At 55.0% G+C, this 22228-nt stretch carries 15 protein-coding genes; 3 read left to right on the top strand and 12 right to left on the bottom strand.

Features of this window, described 5'->3' with window-relative positions; genetic code table 11:
• Positions 1-24 precede the first annotated feature (24 nt).
• Both QZ460_RS08035 and QZ460_RS08030 read left to right on the top strand, forming a co-directional pair.
• On the top strand, positions 25-2391 hold the full coding sequence (locus tag QZ460_RS08035; protein ID WP_290541059.1) for a TonB-dependent receptor: 2367 nt from the start codon (positions 25-27) through the stop codon (positions 2389-2391).
• Between the two features lie 100 nt (positions 2392-2491).
• Positions 2492-2806: a heavy-metal-associated domain-containing protein gene (locus QZ460_RS08030; protein ID WP_290541058.1), complete on the top strand. Its 315-nt coding sequence runs from the start codon at positions 2492-2494 to the stop codon at positions 2804-2806.
• 313 nt (positions 2807-3119) lie between these two features.
• Here QZ460_RS08030 and QZ460_RS08025 read toward each other — a convergent pair whose 3' ends face one another.
• Positions 3120-3842: an MBL fold metallo-hydrolase gene (locus QZ460_RS08025; RefSeq protein ID WP_290541057.1), complete on the bottom strand. Its 723-nt coding sequence runs from the start codon at positions 3840-3842 to the stop codon at positions 3120-3122.
• A 434-nt stretch (positions 3843-4276) separates the two neighbouring features.
• On the opposite strand from QZ460_RS08025, the gene QZ460_RS08020 reads away from it, so the two are divergent.
• Positions 4277-5230, top strand: a complete 954-nt coding sequence (locus QZ460_RS08020) for a hypothetical protein (RefSeq protein ID WP_290541056.1) — start codon at positions 4277-4279, stop codon at positions 5228-5230.
• Between the two features lie 301 nt (positions 5231-5531).
• Here the strand turns inward: QZ460_RS08020 and QZ460_RS08015 are convergent, their stop codons facing one another.
• From QZ460_RS08015 to QZ460_RS07965, 11 genes are all read right to left on the bottom strand, one after another.
• Complete coding sequence (locus QZ460_RS08015) at positions 5532-6749, bottom strand: MFS transporter (protein WP_290541055.1); 1218 nt, start codon at positions 6747-6749, stop codon at positions 5532-5534.
• A gap of 536 nt (positions 6750-7285) precedes the next feature.
• Positions 7286-7630: a 50S ribosomal protein L20 gene (rplT, locus tag QZ460_RS08010; RefSeq protein WP_010265672.1), complete on the bottom strand. Its 345-nt coding sequence runs from the start codon at positions 7628-7630 to the stop codon at positions 7286-7288.
• 91 nt (positions 7631-7721) lie between these two features.
• Entirely contained in the window at positions 7722-7916 is a 195-nt protein-coding gene (gene rpmI, locus QZ460_RS08005) for a 50S ribosomal protein L35 (RefSeq protein ID WP_009598828.1), read from the bottom strand.
• 359 nt (positions 7917-8275) lie between these two features.
• Positions 8276-9676 carry a DUF5009 domain-containing protein gene (locus QZ460_RS08000; protein ID WP_290541054.1) on the bottom strand — a complete coding sequence of 467 codons (1401 nt, stop codon included), beginning with the start codon at positions 9674-9676 and terminating at the stop codon, positions 8276-8278.
• A gap of 12 nt (positions 9677-9688) precedes the next feature.
• Positions 9689-11122, bottom strand: a complete 1434-nt coding sequence (locus tag QZ460_RS07995) for an alpha amylase family protein (RefSeq protein WP_290541053.1) — start codon at positions 11120-11122, stop codon at positions 9689-9691.
• Between the two features lie 64 nt (positions 11123-11186).
• Positions 11187-12866 carry a DUF5018 domain-containing protein gene (locus tag QZ460_RS07990; protein WP_290541052.1) on the bottom strand — a complete coding sequence of 560 codons (1680 nt, stop codon included), beginning with the start codon at positions 12864-12866 and terminating at the stop codon, positions 11187-11189.
• 16 nt (positions 12867-12882) lie between these two features.
• The gene (locus QZ460_RS07985) at positions 12883-14517 is read right to left on the bottom strand and encodes a RagB/SusD family nutrient uptake outer membrane protein (RefSeq protein WP_290541051.1); all 1635 of its coding nucleotides are present in this window, start codon (positions 14515-14517) and stop codon (positions 12883-12885) included.
• Between the two features lie 19 nt (positions 14518-14536).
• Positions 14537-17650, bottom strand: a complete 3114-nt coding sequence (locus QZ460_RS07980; RefSeq protein WP_290541050.1) for a TonB-dependent receptor — start codon at positions 17648-17650, stop codon at positions 14537-14539.
• Between the two features lie 48 nt (positions 17651-17698).
• Positions 17699-19009: an alpha amylase family protein gene (locus QZ460_RS07975; protein ID WP_290541049.1), complete on the bottom strand. Its 1311-nt coding sequence runs from the start codon at positions 19007-19009 to the stop codon at positions 17699-17701.
• Positions 19010-19030: 21 nt separating this feature from the next.
• Positions 19031-20053, bottom strand: coding sequence for a phosphodiester glycosidase family protein (locus QZ460_RS07970; protein WP_290541048.1), 1023 nt, complete (start codon positions 20051-20053; stop codon positions 19031-19033).
• Positions 20054-20960: 907 nt separating this feature from the next.
• A complete protein-coding gene (locus QZ460_RS07965; protein WP_290541047.1) occupies positions 20961-21590 on the bottom strand; it encodes a YiiX/YebB-like N1pC/P60 family cysteine hydrolase in 630 nt (209 codons plus the stop codon).
• Positions 21591-22228: the final 638 nt, after the last annotated feature.

Here is a 22228-nt window from a genome sequence, read left to right as displayed (position 1 = left end):
GTTTTAACCAATAACGGAATTTACATGCATTTTCTGAAAATCTCATTTTTAGCTTTTTCGGCCCTTGCCGTGTGCGGTTCGCTGAACGCACAGGATTTGCGGGGTGTGGTCCGCGATGCCGATAACCAACCGCTTGTCGGTGCCTCGGTCTACTGGGCCGGGACGACCATCGGAGCCAGCACCGACGCCCGGGGTGCATTCCTCCTCCATCGTGTAAAGGGCTACGACCGACTCGTGGCTTCGTATCTGGGCTTTGTCAACGATACGCTGGACGTGAAAAACGACGTCGATCAGGTCGCATTCGCACTCCGTTCGGAGGGAGTGGCGCTCGAAGACGTTGTCGTCGCGGGTAATTTAAGCGGCAACTTCGTTAAGCGCGACGGAATCGTCAAGGGAGAGATGATCTCCTTTGCGGGTCTGTGCAAGATGGCCTGCTGCAATCTGGCCGAGTCGTTCGAGAATTCGGCCTCGGTGACCGTTGGTTACAGCGACGCCATTTCGGGAGCCCGCCAGATCAAGATGCTGGGGCTGGCCGGAACCTACACGCAGATTCTCGACGAGAACCGCACGATCATGCACGGTCTGAGCGCTCCCTACGGATTGAGCTACACGCCCGGCATGTGGCTCAACTCGATCCAGGTGTCGAAGGGTGTGGCTTCGGTGACGGCGGGCCACGAGGCTATCACGGGGCAGATCAACCTCGAACACCGCAAGCCCACTGATTCCGAGCGGCTGTTTGTCAACCTCTACCTCGACGACGAACTGCGTCCCGAGGCCAATATTTCGACGGCTTTCCCCGTGACGAAGGACAAGAAACTGTCGAGCGTCATCCTGCTCCACGGTTCGATGGACACTGACGCCCGGAAGATGGACCACAACCACGACGGATTCCGCGACCTGCCGAAATCCGACCAGATCAATGTGGCCAACAAGTGGCTCTATGCTGCCGAAAACGGCACGCAGATCCGCTGGGGCTGGAAGTTCGTGCAGGAGAACCGTCTGGGCGGCATGCTCGACTTCAAGGATACCCGCGCCATGCGCGAGGCGATGGAGCAGGATTGGGACTGGAAGGCCGGCGACAAGAAGATGCCGCTCTACGGTTCGCACATCCGCAACCGCAACGCCAACGGTTATTTTAAAATCGGCATGCCGGTCGGTCCGGGGGTATACGACCCCGACGAGCAGGACGAGATGCGTTCGAACCTGGCTTTCGTCGCCGACTTCGACCACTTCGACGAAGACGCCTATTTCGGTCTGAACGACTACACGGGATCCCAGAATTCGCTGGCGCTGAACCTGATGTACAACCACTATTTCACCTACCGCTCGTCGCTCATCGTCGGCGTGCAGGGGCATTTGGACTACTACCGCGAGAAACTGCGCAATCCGACGCCGTGGATCGCCGCCAACAGCCTCCGCAACTACGATTTCGACCGCAGCGAGCGCGAGGCCGGAGCCTATGCCGAGTATACCTATGCCATCAAGGACAAGTTCTCGATCGTGGCCGGATTGCGCGGCGACTACAACCACTATTACGACCGCTTTTTCCTTACGCCCCGCGGCCATCTGAAATGGAACATCACCCCCTCGACGACGCTCCGCGGCTCGGCGGGTCTGGGCTACCGTTCGACGAACGTCATCACCGACAATATCGGCATTCTGGCCACGGGCCGGGCCATCTCGTTCCTCGACAAGGGAACGGGGTGGAGCGATTTCCGCAAATTCGACCGTATGGAGAAGGCCCTGACCGTCGGCGGAAGCCTCACGCAGACCTTCGGGCTGGTGAATCCCGGCGATGCGACGTTGAGCTTCGACTACTTCCGCACGCAGTTCTACAACTCGGTCGTGGCCGATCAGGAGATGTATGCCGACCGGATCGTCTTCTACAACACCGACGGCCGTTCGTACACCGACACCTACCAGATCGACTTTTCGTGGTCGCCGGTCGAGCGGCTCGACATCTTCGCCACGTTCCGCTACACGGACAGCGAAATGACGATCCGGCGCGACGGCGGCGCGACGGCCCGTGTGGAACGTCCGCTGGTGAGCCAGTATAAAACGCTGTTCAACATTCAGTATGCCACGAAGTTCCGCCGCTGGGTATTCGACGCGACGGCGCAGCTCAACGGTCCGGCACGTATCCCCACGCAGACGGGCAACCTCGACGACAGCTACTATTCGCCCCGCTATCCGATGTTCTTTGCCCAGGTGAGCCGCAAGGTGGGCAAGTTCGACATCTATGTCGGGTGTGAGAATATCGCCGACTACCGCCAGAAGAATCCGATCCTCCATGCGCAGGATCCCTACGACTACAAGTTCAACTCGATGAATGTCTGGGGACCGCTCATGGGACGCAAGTTCTATGCCGGGTTGCGGTTCAACCTTTATTGATCCTCCGCGGTTCGGGGGCGGCAGGCCGGGGAGAGTCCGGCGCGGAGCTGCGCCCCGTGTCAAAAGACGGGAAAATTGTAAAACCTTAAAATAAAAAAAGATGAAAAAGCTGTTTATGTTCTGCCTGGCTCTGGTGATGGGCTTCGGCATGTGCGCTGCGGCCAGCAAACCGGCGCAGAAAAAGGAGGTGACGACGGTGTTTGTTACGGATATCGACTGCGAGCACTGTGTGAAGAAGATCATGAACAATGTTCCGTCGCTCGGAAAGGGCATCAAGGACGTGAAGGTGGACTTGCCCAAGAAGGAGGTCACCGTGGTGTACGATGCTTCGAAGAACAACGACGAGAACATCATCCGGGGATTCGCCACGATCAAGGTGAAGGCCGAACCCAAGAAAGCCCCTGCGAAGAGATAGCTTCGGCGGGTTTGTTATCGGAAACGGGGGAACCTCCTTGGGAAGGTTCCCCCGTTTTTCTGTTCCGGGAGGAGACGATGCGTCGCTACTTGGGTCTTCTCCCCGCTTCGGGTGGGGCGTGCAGCCGGCGTGCGGGCCGGCATGTTGTGCGGGCCGGCATGTTGTGCGGGTCGGCCATGTTGCGGACCGGCCGTATCGTGCGGGACGCCGTGTTGTGCGGGTCGGCCGTGTTGTGCGGGTCGGCCGTGTTGCGGGCCGGCATGCCGTGCGGGGCGGCATGTCGTGCGGACCAGCCATGTTGCGGGCCGGCCGGCTATTCCATCGGCCGGATGCGGACCTCGGTCACGGTTTCCAACTCGCGTGCCAGGCGGTCGATGTCGGTCTTTTCGTCCACCTCGCCGTAGTGGTAGGGGTAGAAGATCCCGGGTTTCAGCGCTTTCACCGCTTCGACGGCCTGGTCGACGGTCATCGTGTAGGGCTGGTTCACGGGCAGAAAGGCGATGTCGATCTTGCGGAGCGCCTTCAGTTCGGGGGTGGGTTCCGTGTCGCCCGCGATGTAGATGCGCGTGCCGCCGATGGTCAGTACATAGCCGCAGTCCTCACGCTCCCGGGGGTGGAATTGGAGGTGTCCCGGCGTGGTGTTGTGGGCCGCGACGGCCTCGACCTTCAGGTAGTCGCGCGGCGTGGCGACGCTGCCCGGGCGCATCGTGTAGCAGTTCATCTCGAAAGCCTCGGCCGAAGTCCGGTCGCAGAGAATCTCGGTGTCGGCGGTGAGCAGTTTCTCGACGGCCTCCACGTCGAGGTGGTCGTAGTGCGAGTGGGTGATCAGCACGACATCGGCCTTCGGTAGTGCACCGTAGTCGGCATTGGCGCTCACGGGGTCGACGTAGATGTGTTTGTCGCCCACGGAGACGGCGAGCGAGGCATGCTTAAAAAAGGTGATCGTGAATTCGGACCCGTCGCGGGCGGAGAGCCGGTCGGCGGGATATTCGGGGGCTTTGGTGCGGCCGTAGCCGAAAATGGAGAGTAGTGACATAAGAATAAGTACGGATGGTTGTTGGTGGTCATGACCGTCTGCGCGCGAAATCTGCCCTCTGCGGGGATTTGACCGGCAGTCCGGCAAAAAGGAGCGTCGTCAGTCGGAGCATTATGGAATAAAGGTACAAATTTGCTGCGAAACGGCAAAATAGATTTCGCATCCGCGAAAAAAAAATCTATCTTTGTGGTAGCTGAATCCCGATGAGGCTTCCGAACCGGGGCTGGAAATCCCGATGCGGTGGGCCGGAGGCTTGACGCGGGTTTCTGCGGTCGGGGCTTGTCGGGTCTGATGGGTCAGTCGGGCCATTTGGGTCTGATGGGCCAGTTGGGGCTGTCGGGCGGAAATCGGATGAAGGCAAATTTTTTTACGGCTGCCGTGCAGTATATCCCTGTCGGGTCCGTTTATTTGAATAAATTAACCAAACACAGCGTATGAATAAACTTATTGCAACAATCGCACTGGCGGCTCTCGCATTCACGGGGTGTATCAATGAAAACGACACCTGGAAGGAGATGAGTCCCGTGCAACCCGGAATGTACATCTATCAACTGGCGACGAATCAGGATAAACTCTCCATGCGGCCGGCCAATGCCGCTCTGCGTCTGGCAATGGTGCTGGCCGAAGCGGAGAAGCAGGGCAAGGACCTGGCATCTGTGGATCTGACAGAGATTGTGGTCAAGAAGGGCGAAGTCTCGGTCAAGGTCTGGGACACGTTGTTCGGTACGAACACAAAACTCGAACGGCAGAACGGAGATTATCTGATCACTTACAGCGGCGAGACCCAGTTGCCCGACGGTTTCTTCATGAGGGGGTCCGTGCTGGTCAAAACCAACGGGGCAAAGGTGCTGAACGAAGCCACGCATTCTGCTCCCTGGACGGTCGAGATGCGGGACCTCAAGGTGATCGTTCCCTCGGATACCGGTCTGCAGCAGGCATTCAATTTCGATAGCGGTGAGACTTCGCTCTATTTCGACGACGTTGATTCCTACAGAATCAGGCTCTCGATGTTCAGAATCCACATTGACAACGTGGATGCGTACTCCAACTGGAACGGAGATTATACGTTGCGTGCCGAAGATTCGAGTCTGGCCTATTCGCTCTGCGCGGGCAAGGATTTCAAGGTCGACGGCAGCGCTTCGGGTCCGACTGTCTATTCGTCCGAATTGGCGCGCTCGGTACAGATGGGCTATGAAGTGAACAATGGCGTTTACCGCGGGATTCAGATTATCGGCGGAACGCAGGAGTGTAAGTTCCTCTCCCCGCTGGAGTATGATACGACCCAGTTCCCCGCCGCGTCGGTGACCTACGAATGGATGTACGACAGTTCGTCCAATACGGTCTCCCGGAGGATTAGCTATAACGGATCCATTTATCCGAGGGGTTGAGAAACGGGCGTTCCGACTTGCTTGAGAGGCGCGAATGGAGGTTGTTCCATTTGCGCCTCTCCTTTTTTGCCGGAGCCGGATGTATGGGGGCGGACGATTCGGGCGGTGTGTCGGATATGCCGGAGCCGGGTATGCCGGAGTTGGATATGCGGGGCGCGGTGCCGGAAGTGCCGGTGTCGGGATTCGGGCGGTGTGCCGGAAGTGCGGTGTGCCGGAAGTGCGGGGTGTCGGATATGCGGGTTTGGATGTGCGGGGCACGGGATTCGGGCGGGAAGTCGGAAGTGCGGGCTCGGGCGGGCGATCAGTCTTTGCGGTCTTTGTCGTCGAGACGCATGACGGAGGGGATGAAGAATCCCGTTGTGCCCACCGCGACGATGAGTGCTCCGGCGGCGATGAAGGTCTCGGAGAGTCCCACGTTCCCGGCCAGGAATCCCGAGCCCAGCAGCCCGAGGGTTGCTGGCAGCAGTCCGAAACTGTGTTGGAGCGACATGACGCGTCCCAGCATGCCCGCTTCGATCCGGGTCTGGACCACGGAGACGAACGAGGCATTGAACACACTGCTGGAGACTCCTGCCGCCGCCGTGAAGAGTGCGAACCAGAAGAATCCCTCAGGCGGCAGGAGCCCCGACAGCACGAACGAGAGCCCCACGACGAGGTACATCAGGTTGACCAGCACGATGCGGCTGACGCGATAGGTGCGGGCGCCCATGACGGCGCCTCCGACGAGTGCTCCGCCGCCCCAGACGATTTCGATCAGGCTCATTTCGAAGGCACCCCCGCCGAAGTGTTGGAGCGTCATCAGCGGGAACATCACCCCGACGGGCATGATGAAGAACCACGCGACGACAGCCAGCAAGAAAAACCAGCCCATGCCCGGAATGGCGTACATGGCTGCAAATCCCTCGCGGAACTCGCGCCACAGCTCGGGTTTGCGCATCGTGTCGCGTGTCGGGTTGGGAATTCGAACCCACAGCAGCGAGATGCAGGCGATGGCGGCTCCCGCCACGTCCAGCAGCAGGATGTTGCCGATCGAGGAGAGGTTGAGCAGCAGTGCCCCGAGGGCCGGGCCTGCGATGCTCGACAGCGAGACGATGATCTGGTTGACTCCGGCGATGCGCGTGAGCTTCGACGTGGGGGCCAGCAGCGGGACCGACGCCTGCATGGCGGGCATGTGGAAGGCCGCGCAGGCCGAGCGGCAGGCCAGCAGGATGTAGAGGTGCCACATCCGGGCAATGCCGAGCCAGAAGAGCACCGTCAGCGCCAGCGTGCAGAGGGCGATGAAGCTGTCGGCGAGGATCATCGTGCGCTTGCGGTTCCAGCGGTCGACGTAGATCCCGACGAAGGGCCCCAGCAGCGACTGGGGCAGCATCCCGGCAATGGCTGCAAGGGCCAGCGCTTCGACCGAACCGGTTTCGAGGCTCATCCAGAAGATGATCGAGTAGGCCACGACCTCGCTGCTGAGGATCGAGGCCAGCTGTCCGCTCCAGATGACGGCGAATGTTCTTTTCCAGCTTTCCACGGTGTGGTCTCTCTTTTTAGAATTTGGGGGGCGGGTCGGCAGTGTTCCTGCGCGTTCCGCCGCTCGGCCGCTCGGCTGCTGCCCGTTGCTTGGCTGTCGGGGCTGCCACCCGGCGGTATGGGGTTTGGGTCTGCCGCCTGTCGGCATGGGCACCGGGACGGAGGGGTTCCTACGCGTTCCGCCGCTTGGCTGTCGGGGCTGTGTTCGGCGGTATGGGGTTTGGGTCTGCCGCCTGTTGGTATGGGCTCCGGGACGGTGGGGGCCTGCGCGTTTCGCCGCTTGGTTGCCGGGGCTGTTGTCCGTTGCTTGCCTGCCGGGGCTGTTGCCCGTTGTTTGGCTGTCGGGGCTGCGTTCGGCGGCGTCGATCTGGTTGCTTTCCGGAGAACCGAATGGGTGTCGCGGCTTAGAGCTTGTCGACAGGGGTGGAACCAGGGGGCATGCGGGAGCGTTTTACCCGATGGCTTTCCCCGGATGGCCCCGAAGAAAAAAGGCGGATACCAAGGGTATCCGCCGCGCTAAACCCTTCTGGTGAAGGGCTATTTAACTGCTTTAACTATTGCCTCGAATGCCTTCGGCTCGTTCATTGCCAAGTCGGCCATTACCTTGCGGTTGAGGACGATTCCCTTGGCGTTGAGTTTGCCGATAAATTGTGAATAGGTCATTCCCTGGGCGCGGACGGCGGCGTTGATACGCGTGATCCACAGCGAACGGAATGTCCGCTTCTTGAGGGCGCGGTGTGCATAAGCATAGCACAGACCCTTCTCGACCGTATTTTTCGCAACGGTCCAAACGTTTCCCCTTGAACCAAAGTTACCTTTGGCAAGTTTCAAAACTTTCTTTCGACGTGCGCGTGACGCGACAGCGTTTACTGAACGTGGCATATTGTAAAGTTTTTTGAGGACTGCCAGCGATACGGTTCTCCCGCATTCTTTGGGGCTGGTTCGTCCCGATTAATAAAATGCTGCGGGTTAATTACTTAACGAGCAGGTTCTTGATTTTGGCCTCGTCGGCCGCAGAAACGGTTCCCGAATAGCAGAGGTTGCGCTTCTGTTTCGTCGTCTTTTTGGTCAGGATGTGACTGTGATAAGCGTGTTTGCGCTTGATCTTTCCTGTGCCGGTGAAGGTAAAACGCTTCTTCGCAGCGGCATTGGTTTTCATTTTCGGCATTGTTGTAAATAGTTAATTAGTTAAACATAGCCTGCAAAAATACGAATTTTTTCCCACAGTGCAACCTTCCCGTCGAAAATTCTTCGCAATCCGGGCATTTTTCTTCGATTTCTCGTCCCGATGGTGGGTTCGGGCTGGAACTTGTCCCGGAGATGTCGCCGGGCTGGCGGGGTGTGTAATCGTGGGGCCTGTGTCCTCCGGGGGATCATCCCTTCGAAACAATCGAACTTCTCGAAGATCAAATCCCTTCCATGCGGTCCGGATGATCGGCCCGAAGCAGTCCGTAGCCGGGACCTTGACGTGCTTTGATCCTTCGGACGGCGTGACACGCCAAGAGGTGGCTTTGTCGGAACTTCCGTTTATGATCTCCAAAAAAGCCTGTGGTCCGTAAAAAAGATCGTAACGGCCATAACTGTAGCCGTGACCAGCACACCCCGCACCACGCCCATCCACGGGCATAGTTCGGCAAAGGTTTGCAAACAGGAAGACAGATGCAACAGCGTCAGCAGGGGCATGATGAGGAATCCGGCCGCCGTATAGGCCACCATTGGGTTTTGTCCGCATTTGATCAACGTTGGAAAATGTACATTCAGTCGGTGCATCGCGATTCCGGCGGCGAGCAGAACAAATGAAGCCAGCCCGGAGGTGATGAAAAAATAACTGAACGTCGCGTAATCCTTCTTGATACCTCCTTCGAAGGCTTCCAGTGTCAATCCCAGGACCAGCCAGAAAAAGGCCCAGTTGAAAAGAAAACGGTGCAGGCTTCCGGTTGCGGAGCCGTCTCCGCGCAACAGATGCCGGAGCTGGAGGCATATCAGGATGCTCGCTGTGAGATTCACGACCAGAAACCGTGCGAAAAGCCCCCACATGTTTAGGCATATCAGCGTCACGAGCAGGAGGAATGTCCAAACCTCCAGCTGCCGGGATATTCCCGGTGTATCTTCCCCCTCCTGCGTCATCCATTCGTAGATGCGGTCTCCCGTAATCGTTCCCGGAATGATGATGCAGAGGTATTGTAGGAAGTCGAAGCGGAAAAGCCACGGCGCGGGCGACCAGTTCCACAACGCTTCGTTCCACGAACCTGCGATGTCGCTGCCCAAACGCAGTGCTGCCAGCAGAGCCAGTATGCCCAGCCGCGCCAGCAGGTTGTTTCGCGTGTAGAGCCACACCAGACTGCCGAACAGCGCCATGTTTGCAAGGATCAGAATGATGATGTCGCTCTGTTTCGCCGAGACGGGCAGCCCCAAGCCCCATCGGGCAGCCAACAGCAAGGCTGCGATGCCGGCGGCACCGGCCAGACAAACCAAGCGGTTTTGTAGAGCCGAAAGACGGGCGAAGCGCATAAAGAGTGCACAAAAACAGCCCCAGCCCGCCAGTTGCAGCAGCGAGGAGCCCCATCCCGGCAGTGTTCCCGTAACTCCGGAACGCAGATTGGCAAGGGCAATGGCGAAAAGTGCCAGCAAGGCCCACCTGCGCACTACGACCGTCAGGATCTGGGTTTCCGATTCGCCTCGTTGTTCCAGCCTCTTGCGTAGGGCCAGCGGAATAGCAGCCCCCATCGAGAAGAGGAAAAACGGAAAGACCAGATCGACCCATGTAATTCCCGGCACCGACGGGTCGAAGCGAAACGACGGTGGTGGTATCTGTGCATGGAACAACCATGCCGGAAGTTCGGCATGCCACAGGATCTGGCCTGATAGCACCATTCCTACGATCGCCAAACCTCGTAGCAAATCAATCGTATAAGCTCGTTTTGCCATCTGCTTGGCGTATTATTTCAGGTTTTCGGGATCCTTGTACGAATCGCTGCAGGGTGTATTTCCTGCAGGAGCGAGGCGGTTCGAGCTCTTTGTTCGGTCGATCCCGATCTTGACGCAGGACCATTGATCGGCTTTTTTCAGATGGATCATATCGAACAGGAAATAACCGTCGCAGGCATTGATGCAGGCTGCGACCGAGGCGGTGACGGCGCGGTTCTCCTCCTCCTGGGGCACCTTGTTGTCGGCATCCCAGTTTCCGATGTCGGGGCCGCCGGCCACCATCGGGCATGCGCCCATCGTACGTTCCTTCGCCAGCAGGCAGAATCCCTGCATGGTCCATTCAGACGTGCCGTAAACATGTGTCGGAGAGGCGTAGGCGCCGATCAGCATCTGGTCCATCAGGTCGGCATAGCCGTAGTTCATGTATTTTTTCGTAGCCCATGAAAATGTGGCCGAAGTGTCGTAATTGGGGCTGGCCCAATTGACTCCCACCTCATAGTAGCTGGTATACCAGCCCCCGACGTATACACCGAACTTGAGCGACGGATTGACCGATTTGACGGCGGCGCGTGCCTTCTCCATAAAGTCGTGCATCACCTTCGCCCGGAATTCGAGCCACTGCTTCATGTGTGTGGGCTCCGGCGAGGGTATGCCCGAAGTATGGCCGGCAGGCAGAATGTCGGAGGGAAAAGCCGCTACCGACCGGCCGATGTACTTCTCGAATTCTCTGCGTGTATAATTCGAAAAATCGCTGGTAAAACCGTCGAAGCGTCCCCGGTCGAGAAAGATTCCCGCCAGTCCGTCGTAGGCCGCAAGGTCCTTGAGCATCGAACAGAGATATTCTTGCACTTCGGGCAATACCGGATTGAAGAACTTGGCAGGCTGCGACGTGGACATGATGTTCGTGATGCCGTTCGCCAAATTCAGATCGGTCGTCCATGACCGCTTGACCTCATCCCGGAAAACGACTCCGGCATTGCCCAGCGAAGTCTGATTGCCGCCTGTAAAGGTATTGATCGCGGCGTGAATGCGCAGGTCGAGCGACTTCCCGGCGTCGATGAACGCCTGCAGGTAGTCCCATGTGGCCGTGCGTTCTACTTTGGAATATCCCCCCGGTAACCATGCGCCGAGCCACTTCACCTGATCGACCACCGACGTACGGAAAAGCACATCGCCGGTAGTAGGCCGTACATCGACTACAACGTCGGTGAATCCGGCCTCCTTGGCTTTGCTCAGATCGCGCCGTATGTTCTCCTTGCTGTTGGCGAAATCGGGGAAGTTGGCGGCGGCGTCAACCCAGATAAACCGGGGCTTCTCCACCCCCGGCTTCGGATTAGGATCAGGATCGGGCCACTCCCATTCGGGATTTTTTGAATCCGGGCTGCACGAAACACTCCCGTATCCCAGCGTCAGAGCCGCTGCAAACCAAATGATCTTCTTTTTCATCTTCAAAATTATCTCTGTTTCAGGACCTGCATCCCTGGTCAGAGGGATGCAGGCAAAAGGGTGATTACTTATCGACGCAATCCCACTGTTCGGCACGGATAAAGTTGGTATTTCCGTCGATCCAGTAAAGATAGAGATAATAACCGTCGGTCGACTGGCTCAGCAGGATGTCACAGCTTGCCGTTCCGGCAACAGCCAGATATTTAGGCGTCGATGTATAAATTTGGGCTTTTGTGTCGTCGAACGTTCCGGCGAAGAGATTGCGGTCTCCGACATCGAGCAGGATGGCACGCGATGCGCTGTAGGCAAAGTGTGCACCGCCGAATACAGCGACGAACGGGCTGTTGTTGAATACGATACACGATACGTTGGCAAAGTTGGAATTGGCGTCGTTCGTGCCTTTGTCGATGAATGCCACACGCGAATTGGTCGCTCCGTCGATCCACTCGGCCCCATTGGTCGAATAGCTGGCTTTAAAATAAGGTCCGGAAATATTCGTCGACAGATATTCCACATCGACATTGCCGCCGTTCCAGAGTCCGCAACCCGCAATCGTGACTTTTTCGGGAGTGCCCCAGACACCATCGGTCACGATGATGCGGACGAACGAACTCCATGTTGCGGGACTTGCCCAAGCCCAGCTGTTGATCGTGACGACGGCGTCCGTATCGATATTGCCCTTGATCGAAATTTTGCTGCCGATCTTGCCGCCCGTGGCATTGGACCAGGTCATGACTTCCTTCGGGGTGTCGGTAACATGATCCAGACGATAAATGGTCTGCGACGCACCGTTGGCGGCAATCGAACACATCACGATGTGGTTGGCTTCGTCTGATGTAATGGCGCCTCCTCCGAGGTTGATGCCGCCCATGTTGACCGTTCCGGCCTTAATGCCGGTTAGTTTGTTGACATAAACGACCTCGCTCTCTCCAGAACAGATCAGCAGATAATCGTCTAAAATGCCCAGTGTATAATTCGTCTTTTCGCTCATCCCGTAACTTGTCTTGAATGATTCGGAAGCAAACAGGTTCTTCTGGCTGCCTGAACGAATGCCGGTTGGAACCTTTGCCGGGACCTCTTTCTTCACGGTGTAAACCGTTTTGCTTACTCCGTCATATGCGGTAACCGTCAGCTTGGGCGATGCATTCCAGTCGATGGGCGTCGTTGCTGGATCGGGTGAAATCGTAGCATGATGCGAAAGCAGATAGGTTCCTGTACAGGGCTCGATATTGTCGGTTGCGATCAGCGACACCTCTTTGGTTTCCTGGTCGATGATGGCACTCAGCCCCTGAGACGGGAGCGACAACTCCTCCAGCAGGCACTCCTTGCTCTTCACGATCTGCCCCCTGACTTTATAAACCTTCTTTTGCTTGAGTTGATCGGTAACCGTAATGCTGTTATCCTCGTTCAAATTCATGTATAGGACAGCCGGCTCTATCGTAACATTGTCGTCGAGGTTGAGACTGATACGCATTTTGTCGAGCATCCGGTCGCTCACGACATTATCGCTGTTCTCCGGATAAAACCACGGAATCTCGATCGTGATCTCGTCACAGCCCTCTGCTGGATAGCCTTTGAATTCGCCGTAAAATTCGGCTGCTCCTGCGCTATTGTTCTTTACGAATTGGGCTGTTATGCTGTTGATGCCGTTACGCGACACGGATGGTAACAGCTCGTCAGGCTGGTGACACCCAGCAAAGAGCAGGCTGGTCGCCGTCAGAAAAGAAAATATGCTATTTTTCATAATTGTAGTTCAATGTTTATTTCCACTCGTCATACTGTTCGATCGCCGAATTGTTCGCCAACTCATCGTATGGAATCGGGAATACGTAGCTCTTTGCCAGAAATTTACGGTCCTGCAAGTCACAGTCGACATACTCGAATTTAAAAGCGCCCTGATGCGGCGAGATCTTCAGACCGTGTACACGGTAACCGTTGTACTTCTTGTCGGCAAGTTTCCAGCGGCGCATATCCCAATAGAGGTGCCCTTCGTAAGCCAGTTCGATCTTGCGTTCCAGGCGTATGGCCGTGAAAAGATCTTTCCCCGAAAGGCCCGAAAGAGCCGGCAGATTCACTCCCGGACGCTGCCTTACGGCATTGATATCCTCCAAGGCGGCTCCCGAATCGCCCAAATGATAATTGGCCTCGGCGCGGATGAGGTAGATTTCGGCCAGGCGAAGTTCTACCCAAGTCTGCGTGCTGGTCTTGATGACCGAAAAATCGGTGTGGCTTTCATCGAGGTATTTGCGCAGATAATATCCGGTAGTGGTGCGTCCCTTCGGGTAGGTGTCACTGCGATAATCCATATACTGCCCATGGGTGCCTCCAACGCTGTTGGTCATTGTATGCCCCTTCCATTGCGCTCCGTGGTAAAGAATAGTTGCGGCAAAACGCGGCTCCAGCTGATCGTAGGGAGGCAACTCGGTCGTCTCGGCGTGCCATTTGCTCCAATCTACGGTTTTTCCGTCTTTCGATTGATACGATTCGACCATCTCCTGCGTCGGACAGCCTTTGCCGCCGTCGTTGTCCATGTCGCCGTAAGGAACGTAGTCATTATCGAAAGTATGATTGGGGCCTGTTACCAGATAGTTGTATTCGAGAATCGACTCGCTGTTTCCTCCTCTGAAGGCATCCTCGTACTTGTCGGTCAGGGAATAGACCTGCAGTTCGAAAACCTTGTCCGCCGCATCTTTGGCATCCTGCCAGCGTTCGGCATAAAGCATGGCCCGTGCAAGCATGGCCCAAGCTGCACCGCACGTTATGCGCTCCTTGTTGGCCGCGTCCCAGTGCACCGGCAATACCGATGCGGCATATTTGAGGTCCGAGGCAATCAAATCCCAGGTTTCAGCGGCAGTGCTTCGGTCCTTATTCTTCTGGAGATTCATGTCCGTATAGAGGATTACCCCTCCATGCCGTTTGGCCAACTGGAAATAGACGAATGCGCGGAAAAAGCGAGCCTGAGCCTCAAGTTTGGCATTCTCCTCTGCTGGGAAAGTCGAATGCTTCCGCATGGATTCCAAAAACTCATTGATACGGCGAATACGCTCATATCCACTCGTCCAGGCATCGAGCAGGTTGCCCGTCGACGACATCGTTTCAGGAGTAAACACATAATTATTGGAGTCTCCGGCCTTATTACCCGGAACGTACGAACCGTATTTGAACGTTTCGGTAAGTCCCTCGGTCAGATTGCCCTGAAACTGAGCGGAGCCAAACTGTCCGTAACGGTCAATGTACGGATAAAATCCGTTGAGGTAGAGCGTCGCCGTTTGTAGGTCGTTCCAGACCACCTTGTCCGAAATGCTGTCATGCGGCGTGGTGTCGAGGAAATCGTTGCAACCGACTGAAGAGAACGTCAGTAACGATATCATGGCTATTTTGATTCCTGTTTTCATTGTTGCTTCGTTTTTCATGTTAGAATGCCAAGTTTACTCCGAACGAGAAGATGCGTTGCTGCGGATAGTAACCGTTCGACACTCCGGGCTGTTCAGGATCAATGTTGAATTTGGTCAGTTCGCTGACGGTCCAGAGGTTCTGTCCTTCGAAATAGATGCGCAGACGGTCGATGCCGATTCGGCCCATCCATTTCTGCGGGAAAGTGTATCCGATCTGCAAATTCTTCAGACGCAGATAATCGCCGCTTCGGTACCAGAATGTCGACGAATAGGCATTATTCGAACTGGCCTGAACGATGCTCAGACGCGGGAATTCGGCATTGGTGTGATCCTCTCGCCACGAGTTCTCCACAAGGTATTTGGGCGAGTTGCCTCCGTGGTAGAACGGCTTGGTCATCTGGGTGTTGTCCATGATTCCTCCACTGTATACACCCGTCAGAGCCACATCCCGGCCAAGGCCGGCCTGGAACAGGAACGAGAGGTCGATGCCTTTCCAATCACCCGAAAAAGAGAGGCCTCCTACAAATTTGGGATAGGCGGCAGCCCCGACATAACCGCGGTCCTGTTCGTAGGAAATCACTCCGTCGCCGTTGCGATCGACGTACTTGATATCGCCTACACGAACGGCTTTGCCCACAATTGTCGGAGAATTGTCGATTTCGTCCTGACTCTGGAACAATCCTGCGGAGATGAAGCCGACCTGGGCATCGACTTCCTTGCCTGTAAGTTTGAGCCAATCGGGCGTATTGGCGGCATCGTTATAGTGCAGCCATTTGCGTTTGGTGTATGTACCGGTCAGACTCACGTTGTAATTGAAATCACCGATGCGGTTGCGATGGCTCAACGTGATCTCAAAACCCTTGTGAGCCTGTTTGTTGCTATTTTCATACTTTGGGTAATAACCGCCGAAAGAACTGGGATAGGTGGCTGTCACTCCGCTCAGAATGTCATAGATATATTTGTAGAATACATCGAATTCGACGCCCAGTCTGCCGCCCCACATGCTTAGGTCGAATCCCCCGTTATACTGCAGGTTCTTTGCCCATGTCAGATTCTCATTCGCCAAACTCGATGTGAGCAGGCCGTTGGCTCCGATGCCTCCCAGTACAACGCCCGGAGTGTTCAGAAAACCTAATGTATTCAGGTACGAGTAAGCACTGATGCCGCCCGTTGTCCCCGTGAGACCAATACTTGCACGCAATTTCAAGTTGTCGATGGCCTTGGAATCGAACCAGGGCTCATTCGATATTCTCCATCCGACCGATGCGGCGGGGAAGGGAGACCAGCGTTTTCCCGAAACCATCCCGCCGAACAGATAACTGCCGTCATACCGGCACGATAATTCGACAAGATACTTATTGCCATAATCGTAATTGATACGGGCCGCGAAACCGGCTTTGCGCGAAACGGAACTCATGCCGTTGATCGTCATCTTGTCAGGAATAGAGGCGTATTTGAGTTCGGCAAGTTCCTTGATCGAAAATCCTTCTCCGTAGGCGCTGAAATTATTGCCGTCGTTAGAGTAGGTCTCCATCAGCAGGATTGCAGAAACATTATGCTTCCCAAAGGTATTGGCATAATTGAGCGAAGCGTTTGTCGTAATCTGCGTGTTGCGCGTGAGTCCCTCCATCAGCGAATTTTCTGATTTTTTACGCGAATCCCAGCTCTCGGTATAGGAAATATCGCCGTCAAGAGTCGTGGGAAGCGTGGCGACCATTGTTCGGAAGGGTGTGGAATAAATCTTGGAATAGGTCTGCGCATAGTCATAGGCCACCATGAATTTGGCCGACAGACCCTTCAGGAACGGGAAATCATATTTAAGCGAAACATTCGACTGGAAATAGAATGTATTGTTTTTCGCATAGCCCGACTCCTCGGATGAAGCGAGCGGATTTACGATAGCGCTCGATGTATTGGTCGAAACAGGGAGCCCGTTATATTTTTCGGGGACATAGGGGTGTGCGCGCATGGCCTGCTGCGCGATGTTGTTCCAATCGCTGGGATCGCCCGAAAATCCGGGGCGATTGCTGCGCTGCACACGACCGGACAGATCCACGGCAAGGGTCCAGTTCTTGGCGATTTTGGCTTCGATGTTCGAACGGATATTGATACGGTCGAATGAAAAATTCTCCACATTACCCTCTTGATCGAAGTAACCGATCGAAGAAAAATACTTGATTCGCTCATTTCCGCCCGTCACGTTGAGGTTGTGCGACTGGTTGTATCCCGTGCCGAAAGTCTTTTCGTACCAGTTTGTGTTGCCCCAGCCGTCGCTCGGATCGCCGTTGAGCATCATGTCGATCTGGCGCTGTGTGAAAATCGGAGTGTCTCCGTCCATTTCGCGGGCTTTGTTATACCAATAGCCATACCCCGGGCCATCGAGCATTTCGAGCATTACGGCGTTCTGGCTCAAAGCGAAAGTGCCGGTGTAGGAGATTTTGGCCGGAGCGGCCTTTCCCCTTTTGGTCGTCACGATGATAACGGCCGAAGCATCCATGCCGTAGATCGCAGCCGACGATGCGTCCTTGAGCACCGAAATACTTTCAATATCGTTGGGGTCAATCTGGCTGAAATCGCGGGCCACGCCGTCCACAATATACTTTGCGCCGCTGCCTCGTACCAAAATGCTGGCGCCGTCGCTGCCGGGCTGTCCCGACTGCTGCAGGGCCACCACGCCGGCGACACGTCCGCCCAACATATTCGTCACATTTCCCATCGGCGCCTTGAGCAGTTCCTTACCGTCGATTTGAGAAATGGCGCCCGTAATGCTTGCACGTTTCATCGTACCGTAACCGACGACAACGACCTCATCTACTTTGGCTGAGTCTTCCTTGAGGGAGACATCAATGGCAGAAACTCCACCTCCCACGGTCCTTTGCTCGGATTTCATGCCTAAAAATTGGAACTCAAGTATATTGCCAGACTTGGCGGTGATCGAATATTTGCCCTGGGAGTCGGTGATGGTTCCCGTATTTGTCCCTATGACAATAACAGTTACACCCAGCAGAGGCTGCCCGCTTTCGTCCGTAACAGTTCCCGTCACCTGTGTCTGGGCGGAAGCCGTACCGACAACAAGCAATGACATCAGAAGCGCCATGCACTTCCTTGTCAGGGAATTCTTGAAGTCTTTCATAGAATTACATTTAAGTTAAGTTTTTTGATGTTTTATATTGGTTGCAGTTCATTTGCGTCCTTCGGCGATTCCGGCCGCCAACTCCGACCACCAGTTGCGGTTGATGATATGGATAATATCGAAGATCATCAGACCGTCGGTATCGCGGAGCGTCTGTGCCACGGCTCGGGTGAATTGCTCTGCGTCGCCCTCGTACTGCTCGACGTAGATCGAACCCGTCACGGGGACCACGCCGCAGGTGATTTTTTTCGCCCATTCGGCGCCGCCTTCGATGCAGTACCAGTAATTCTGTTCGTCGGACATCCCCGCTTCGGTGCGCTGTCCTACGGCTCTGTTTGCCTGGTCGACTTCGGTTTTGGTTACCAGTGTATAGTAAAGGCCCGTCATATAGATGTCAAGCAGGTCGGCATAACCCGTGTTCTTGTATTCGGGTGTCGCCCAATCGAAATAGCGGGAGGGATCGAACTGCTCGCTGGCCCAGTTGACGCCCACGTAATAATAGGTCGGATACCATGCGCCCGTATAGTCGCCGATCAGCAGTCGGGGATTGATCTCCTTAAGCTGCCTGTGGGTTGTGGTCATGAAGTCCTTGATCACCGAAGCGCGCCATTCGATCCATTTGCGGAAAAGGGGGCCCTGCGACCATTCCCACTTGCCATCGGCATCCTGCGCCCAGCGGAGAATATCATCGGGATAATCGGCGACTTGCGTCCCGGCATAAGCTTCGAAAAGTTCCTTCGACAGCAGACTGAAGTCGGAGGTGATATTGTCGAAACGCACCCGGTCGAAAATGATGCCGTCCACATCGGGATACTTTTTGACGAACTCCCTCAGGATCGCCTGCTCGTATTCCTGCACTTCTTGATTCGCCGGATTGAGCATGCCGTTGTAGTTGCTCTTTATCTCGCTGATGGGCCTGATCTTACCTTCGGTGTATACCTGCGACTGCCAGTCGGCATGATCGCCATAGATGATTCCCCGATCAAAATAGTTGTGACCGCCGGCGAACACATTGAGCGATCCGTGCACGCGCATGCCCAGCCTGTGGCCTTCCTCAATGAAATGGCCCAGCAGGTCGTAGTCCTCGGGACGGGTTACGCCTTTCCATTCGCCCATGTAAGGTGCTATGCCGCTCTTGTAGAGCGTTTCGCCCATGATCGACTTCATATCTACGACGACATCGGTAAAGCCCATGTCATGGAGCTTGGCCACGTAGTAACGGATCGAATCGGGATGACTCAGTGTCGCATAATTGCCTTGGCAGTCGAACCACATGTAGAGTGGCTTCGACTGCTGTTTTTCGTGTGTGCAGGAGGCCGCTGCAAAGACCGTGAGACAGAGAAGGAGAAGTTTTTTCATTTCATACAGGTTCTTTATGGGTTAGTTCACTTCGGAGATGACGACGGCTGTCGGAATCTTGCGCTCGATGATCACTTCGGCGCTGCCCGTATCGCTGGGTCGGTTGAGTACCTTGCCGTTGCTGCCGACCATGGTCGAAGAGCCGCCGCCGTCGAGGTTGATCGCTTCGACAGCCCCCAGTGCGATCAGCTTGTCGGCCAGTTCCGCCAGCGTAAATCCGGCGCTATGCCGCATATTGCGCCCGTCACACACGAGTAGAATCAGTTTTCCGTCCGCTGTGGCTCCGATTGCGGTCCGCGGCTGGCGCGAAGTCCCGGCAACGCCGCCGCCGTCGAACACCTCTTTCCAGTAATTCTCCACGGCGACGTTCTTTCCCTCCTTGACCAGCATCGGACCTCCTCCGACGGCCTCCTGCGGAGTCCAAAACTCGGCACCGGGCGTCTTCGAAGTCGGCGGTGCGGACATGTACGTATTCGTGCGTTCGTCGTTGTTGAGGGCAGACGGGAAGGCATAAGGCTTGTTGCCGTCGTCGAGAACGCAGTAGACCCAGCGCGTCTCGAATTCTCCGGACGCCATCTGCCCGAACGAGGAACGCACGGGGTAGACTGTCTGGTTGTTGCGCTCGACTGTTTGATTCTCGATCGACTCAACGACGCTGCCACTAACGAGCAGGCTCAGCGATTTTCTGGACCACCAATAGCCGGCGTTGGTCGTCACATAGGCCGTTCCTCGGTTGGCCGAGGCAAATTCGGCATGAATGCGCGACGGCGTTTTCTGACGAGGCAGGTACACAGCGTTGAAGCGCAGTTTGGGATTGGCTTTCAGGTCGGCTACGGCCACGAATCCAAGGCATTGTTTTCCGCCGGGCAGATTGTCTGTAAACTCGGTTACGGTCAGTCCCGGCGGATAATCGCCTTGCTGAGGGGCGGGATCAGGGCCTTCGGGGAATTCGTAGTCGGGTGTTTTCGAATCGCTGCAGCATATGCTGCACACGCTGCATAGGCTGGCAGCAAGCAGGGTGAAGCCAAGGATTTTAAGTTTCATCTTTCTGTTGACATTGATTTGGGAACGGACGTCTTTTTGGTGCATTTTAAAGATTCATAATTTGGGATAGGATGCTTTTGTCCGGTTTGATTTCACTTTTCAAAACAAAAATAGAAAGTATTCTCCAATGAGCCAGATAATTTGGAGCGTAAAATTATTTAAAAAAGCTACTTTTTTATTTACTGAACTCGGGGAATGATAGTAATCGATATAACCTATTGAGTTGTTTGGATTTAAATATAATTACTATAAAGTGAATTTATTGAATAATCTTTTTTTAATAAAGCCCTTATTTGGGAAATAAGTTTTTTATTTCTTTTTTGCTTTGATCTTTTGACGACCATGTCAGGCTTTGGCGTTATGATGTTAACAAACAGTCTCTCCGAGCTTTGCATGGAGGCTGTTTCGGGAAAAAGAGGGGATGTTTGGGAATTGGGAAGTGGGGTGGATTCCACTCCCTGAGCTGGCAAAAAACGGAGTTTGTTTGCCGTAGGCTCATGTGCCACACCATTAATCGGAGGTGGCGGTTCCTTCCAAAGGGCAGGAAGTTGTAGAAGTCGGTTTGATTGTCAGGGAAAAACGGGGATGCGATAGATCGGGACAATGGATGGGTAACATGTCTTACCTTGAACCGATTCCGATTGCGCCATTTCCTTGCTCGGGCCTATGCTGGAGGGGGGCGATCTTCTCGCTTTTCTGTTCTGCCGGTTACCTGCAAAAGCTTGGCCCGTCGGGCTGAACCTTTGATTCGTTGGCTCATTCCGGGACTTTGCGTACGGCGTTGGGGGCTTTTCCGATCCGGTAGCCGTCCTGTCGCTATTGCGTCTGTGGCCATTCTGTCGTTTGCGCTTTGCTGCGGTCATGGCGCCCGGGCAGCAGTCGGTCTTCCCTTTCGGGGAAAACCCTGTCAATAGTAGCGGGCGACCTCCTTGAGCTGCGGATCGTGTGCCATGTCGTTGGGGTTCGTTCCGGGGATATCCTGGGGAACCTCCTCGCCCAATTCGGCAAACAGCTCTGCCCAAAAGCGGGGTAGTGATCCGTCCGCCGCGCGAAAATTCATCGGCCGGGCCGGAAAACGTCGGCAGCCCTCCGGGGTGAGGTAGCTTTCCCGCACCAGTTCGCTGCAATACATCTTGCCGTTATCCGGTCGGAACGAGTAATCGTAGGGTTGTCCGATGAATTTTCGTGCCCGCTCTACAGCTGCTGCGACGCCTGTCGTGTCGCGCAGACGCATTACCGTAACGGCAGGCCGCCCGTCGATTTGGGCGGTGCGTTCCAGAAAATCACCCAACGCCGTCAGGCGAACGCCTCCGTCGCTCGTGGCCTCCAATACCGAGTCGACCCCGCCCGTTTGCACGGCTATGCCCACGTGCGTGTAGTTCAGTTGGCGCTCTTGGCCAGTCGCGGCCGTGATCGCTCCGGTCATTTCCGATGTTTTTCCGACCTGAAACAGTAGATCTCCCGGGTGCAGGCAAGGGGTGTTTCGGGCGCAGGAAAAGCCGGATAATAGGATACCTATATATAATAAAGACCTCATGACGTTTGTTTTGAGATTACAGGTGCAAAGATATTAAAATATTTTCACAACTAACTTGTTGATCCATAGTCGGGTGTGAATTTGGTGTGAAAATAGTTTGAAAAAAGTTTTCGAATAATTTGGAAGTTGACAGGAAAAGTTCTTATCTTTGCATCCGCTTCCTGAGAGAAACACCTCTTGAAAGCGACAAAAAACAGGTTCTGAAAAATTTTGAAAAAAAGTTCCGAAATCCTTTGGAAGTTCAGAAAAAAGGCTTACCTTTGCACCCGCTTCGAATGCAACACACGGTTCGAAACGATACGAAAAAAGGTTCTGAAAAATTTCTGAAAAATTCTTTCAAAAAGATTTGGTGGTTCGAAAATAAACACTTATCTTTGCACCACTTTCCGCTGAAAAGTTGCGGTCAGAACGACGGGTGAAGCCGAAGGGCGAATCCCGGCAAAATAAAAGAAATTGTTCTTATAGTAATATACGGAACGGCGTTCTTTGAAGTATTTGAGCAGCTAAAAGTTTTTTCCACTCTCGCAAGAGAGTGATTTCAAACAATACCTTTGAGATTAGAGCTAAAGATTTATAACTAAACATTTTTTTACAATGGAGAGTTTGATCCTGGCTCAGGATGAACGCTAGCGGCAGGC

This window comes from Alistipes sp. (assembly GCF_020026455.1).
In the GTDB taxonomy this organism is placed as follows: Bacteria; Bacteroidota; Bacteroidia; order Bacteroidales; family Rikenellaceae; genus Alistipes.
The sequence above is the reverse complement of the archived record's forward strand: the minus strand, read 5'-3'. Positions and strand labels throughout refer to the sequence as shown.

What these genes read in the sequence shown, in the direction of transcription:
- QZ460_RS08035 (WP_290541059.1), top strand. Translation starts at nt 25, where the DNA reads ATGCATTTTCTGAAAATCTCATTTTTAGCTTTTTCGGCCCTTGCCGTG.
- QZ460_RS08030 (WP_290541058.1), top strand. Translation starts at nt 2,492, where the DNA reads ATGAAAAAGCTGTTTATGTTCTGCCTGGCTCTGGTGATGGGCTTCGGC.
- QZ460_RS08025 (WP_290541057.1), bottom strand. Translation starts at nt 3,842, where the DNA reads ATGTCACTACTCTCCATTTTCGGCTACGGCCGCACCAAAGCCCCCGAA.
- QZ460_RS08020 (WP_290541056.1), top strand. Translation starts at nt 4,277, where the DNA reads ATGAATAAACTTATTGCAACAATCGCACTGGCGGCTCTCGCATTCACG.
- rplT (WP_010265672.1), bottom strand. Translation starts at nt 7,630, where the DNA reads ATGCCACGTTCAGTAAACGCTGTCGCGTCACGCGCACGTCGAAAGAAA.
- rpmI (WP_009598828.1), bottom strand. Translation starts at nt 7,916, where the DNA reads ATGCCGAAAATGAAAACCAATGCCGCTGCGAAGAAGCGTTTTACCTTC.
- QZ460_RS08000 (WP_290541054.1), bottom strand. Translation starts at nt 9,676, where the DNA reads ATGGCAAAACGAGCTTATACGATTGATTTGCTACGAGGTTTGGCGATC.
- QZ460_RS07995 (WP_290541053.1), bottom strand. Translation starts at nt 11,122, where the DNA reads ATGAAAAAGAAGATCATTTGGTTTGCAGCGGCTCTGACGCTGGGATAC.
- QZ460_RS07990 (WP_290541052.1), bottom strand. Translation starts at nt 12,866, where the DNA reads ATGAAAAATAGCATATTTTCTTTTCTGACGGCGACCAGCCTGCTCTTT.
- QZ460_RS07985 (WP_290541051.1), bottom strand. Translation starts at nt 14,517, where the DNA reads ATGAAAACAGGAATCAAAATAGCCATGATATCGTTACTGACGTTCTCT.
- QZ460_RS07980 (WP_290541050.1), bottom strand. Translation starts at nt 17,650, where the DNA reads ATGAAAGACTTCAAGAATTCCCTGACAAGGAAGTGCATGGCGCTTCTG.
- QZ460_RS07975 (WP_290541049.1), bottom strand. Translation starts at nt 19,009, where the DNA reads ATGAAAAAACTTCTCCTTCTCTGTCTCACGGTCTTTGCAGCGGCCTCC.
- QZ460_RS07970 (WP_290541048.1), bottom strand. Translation starts at nt 20,053, where the DNA reads ATGAAACTTAAAATCCTTGGCTTCACCCTGCTTGCTGCCAGCCTATGC.
- QZ460_RS07965 (WP_290541047.1), bottom strand. Translation starts at nt 21,590, where the DNA reads ATGAGGTCTTTATTATATATAGGTATCCTATTATCCGGCTTTTCCTGC.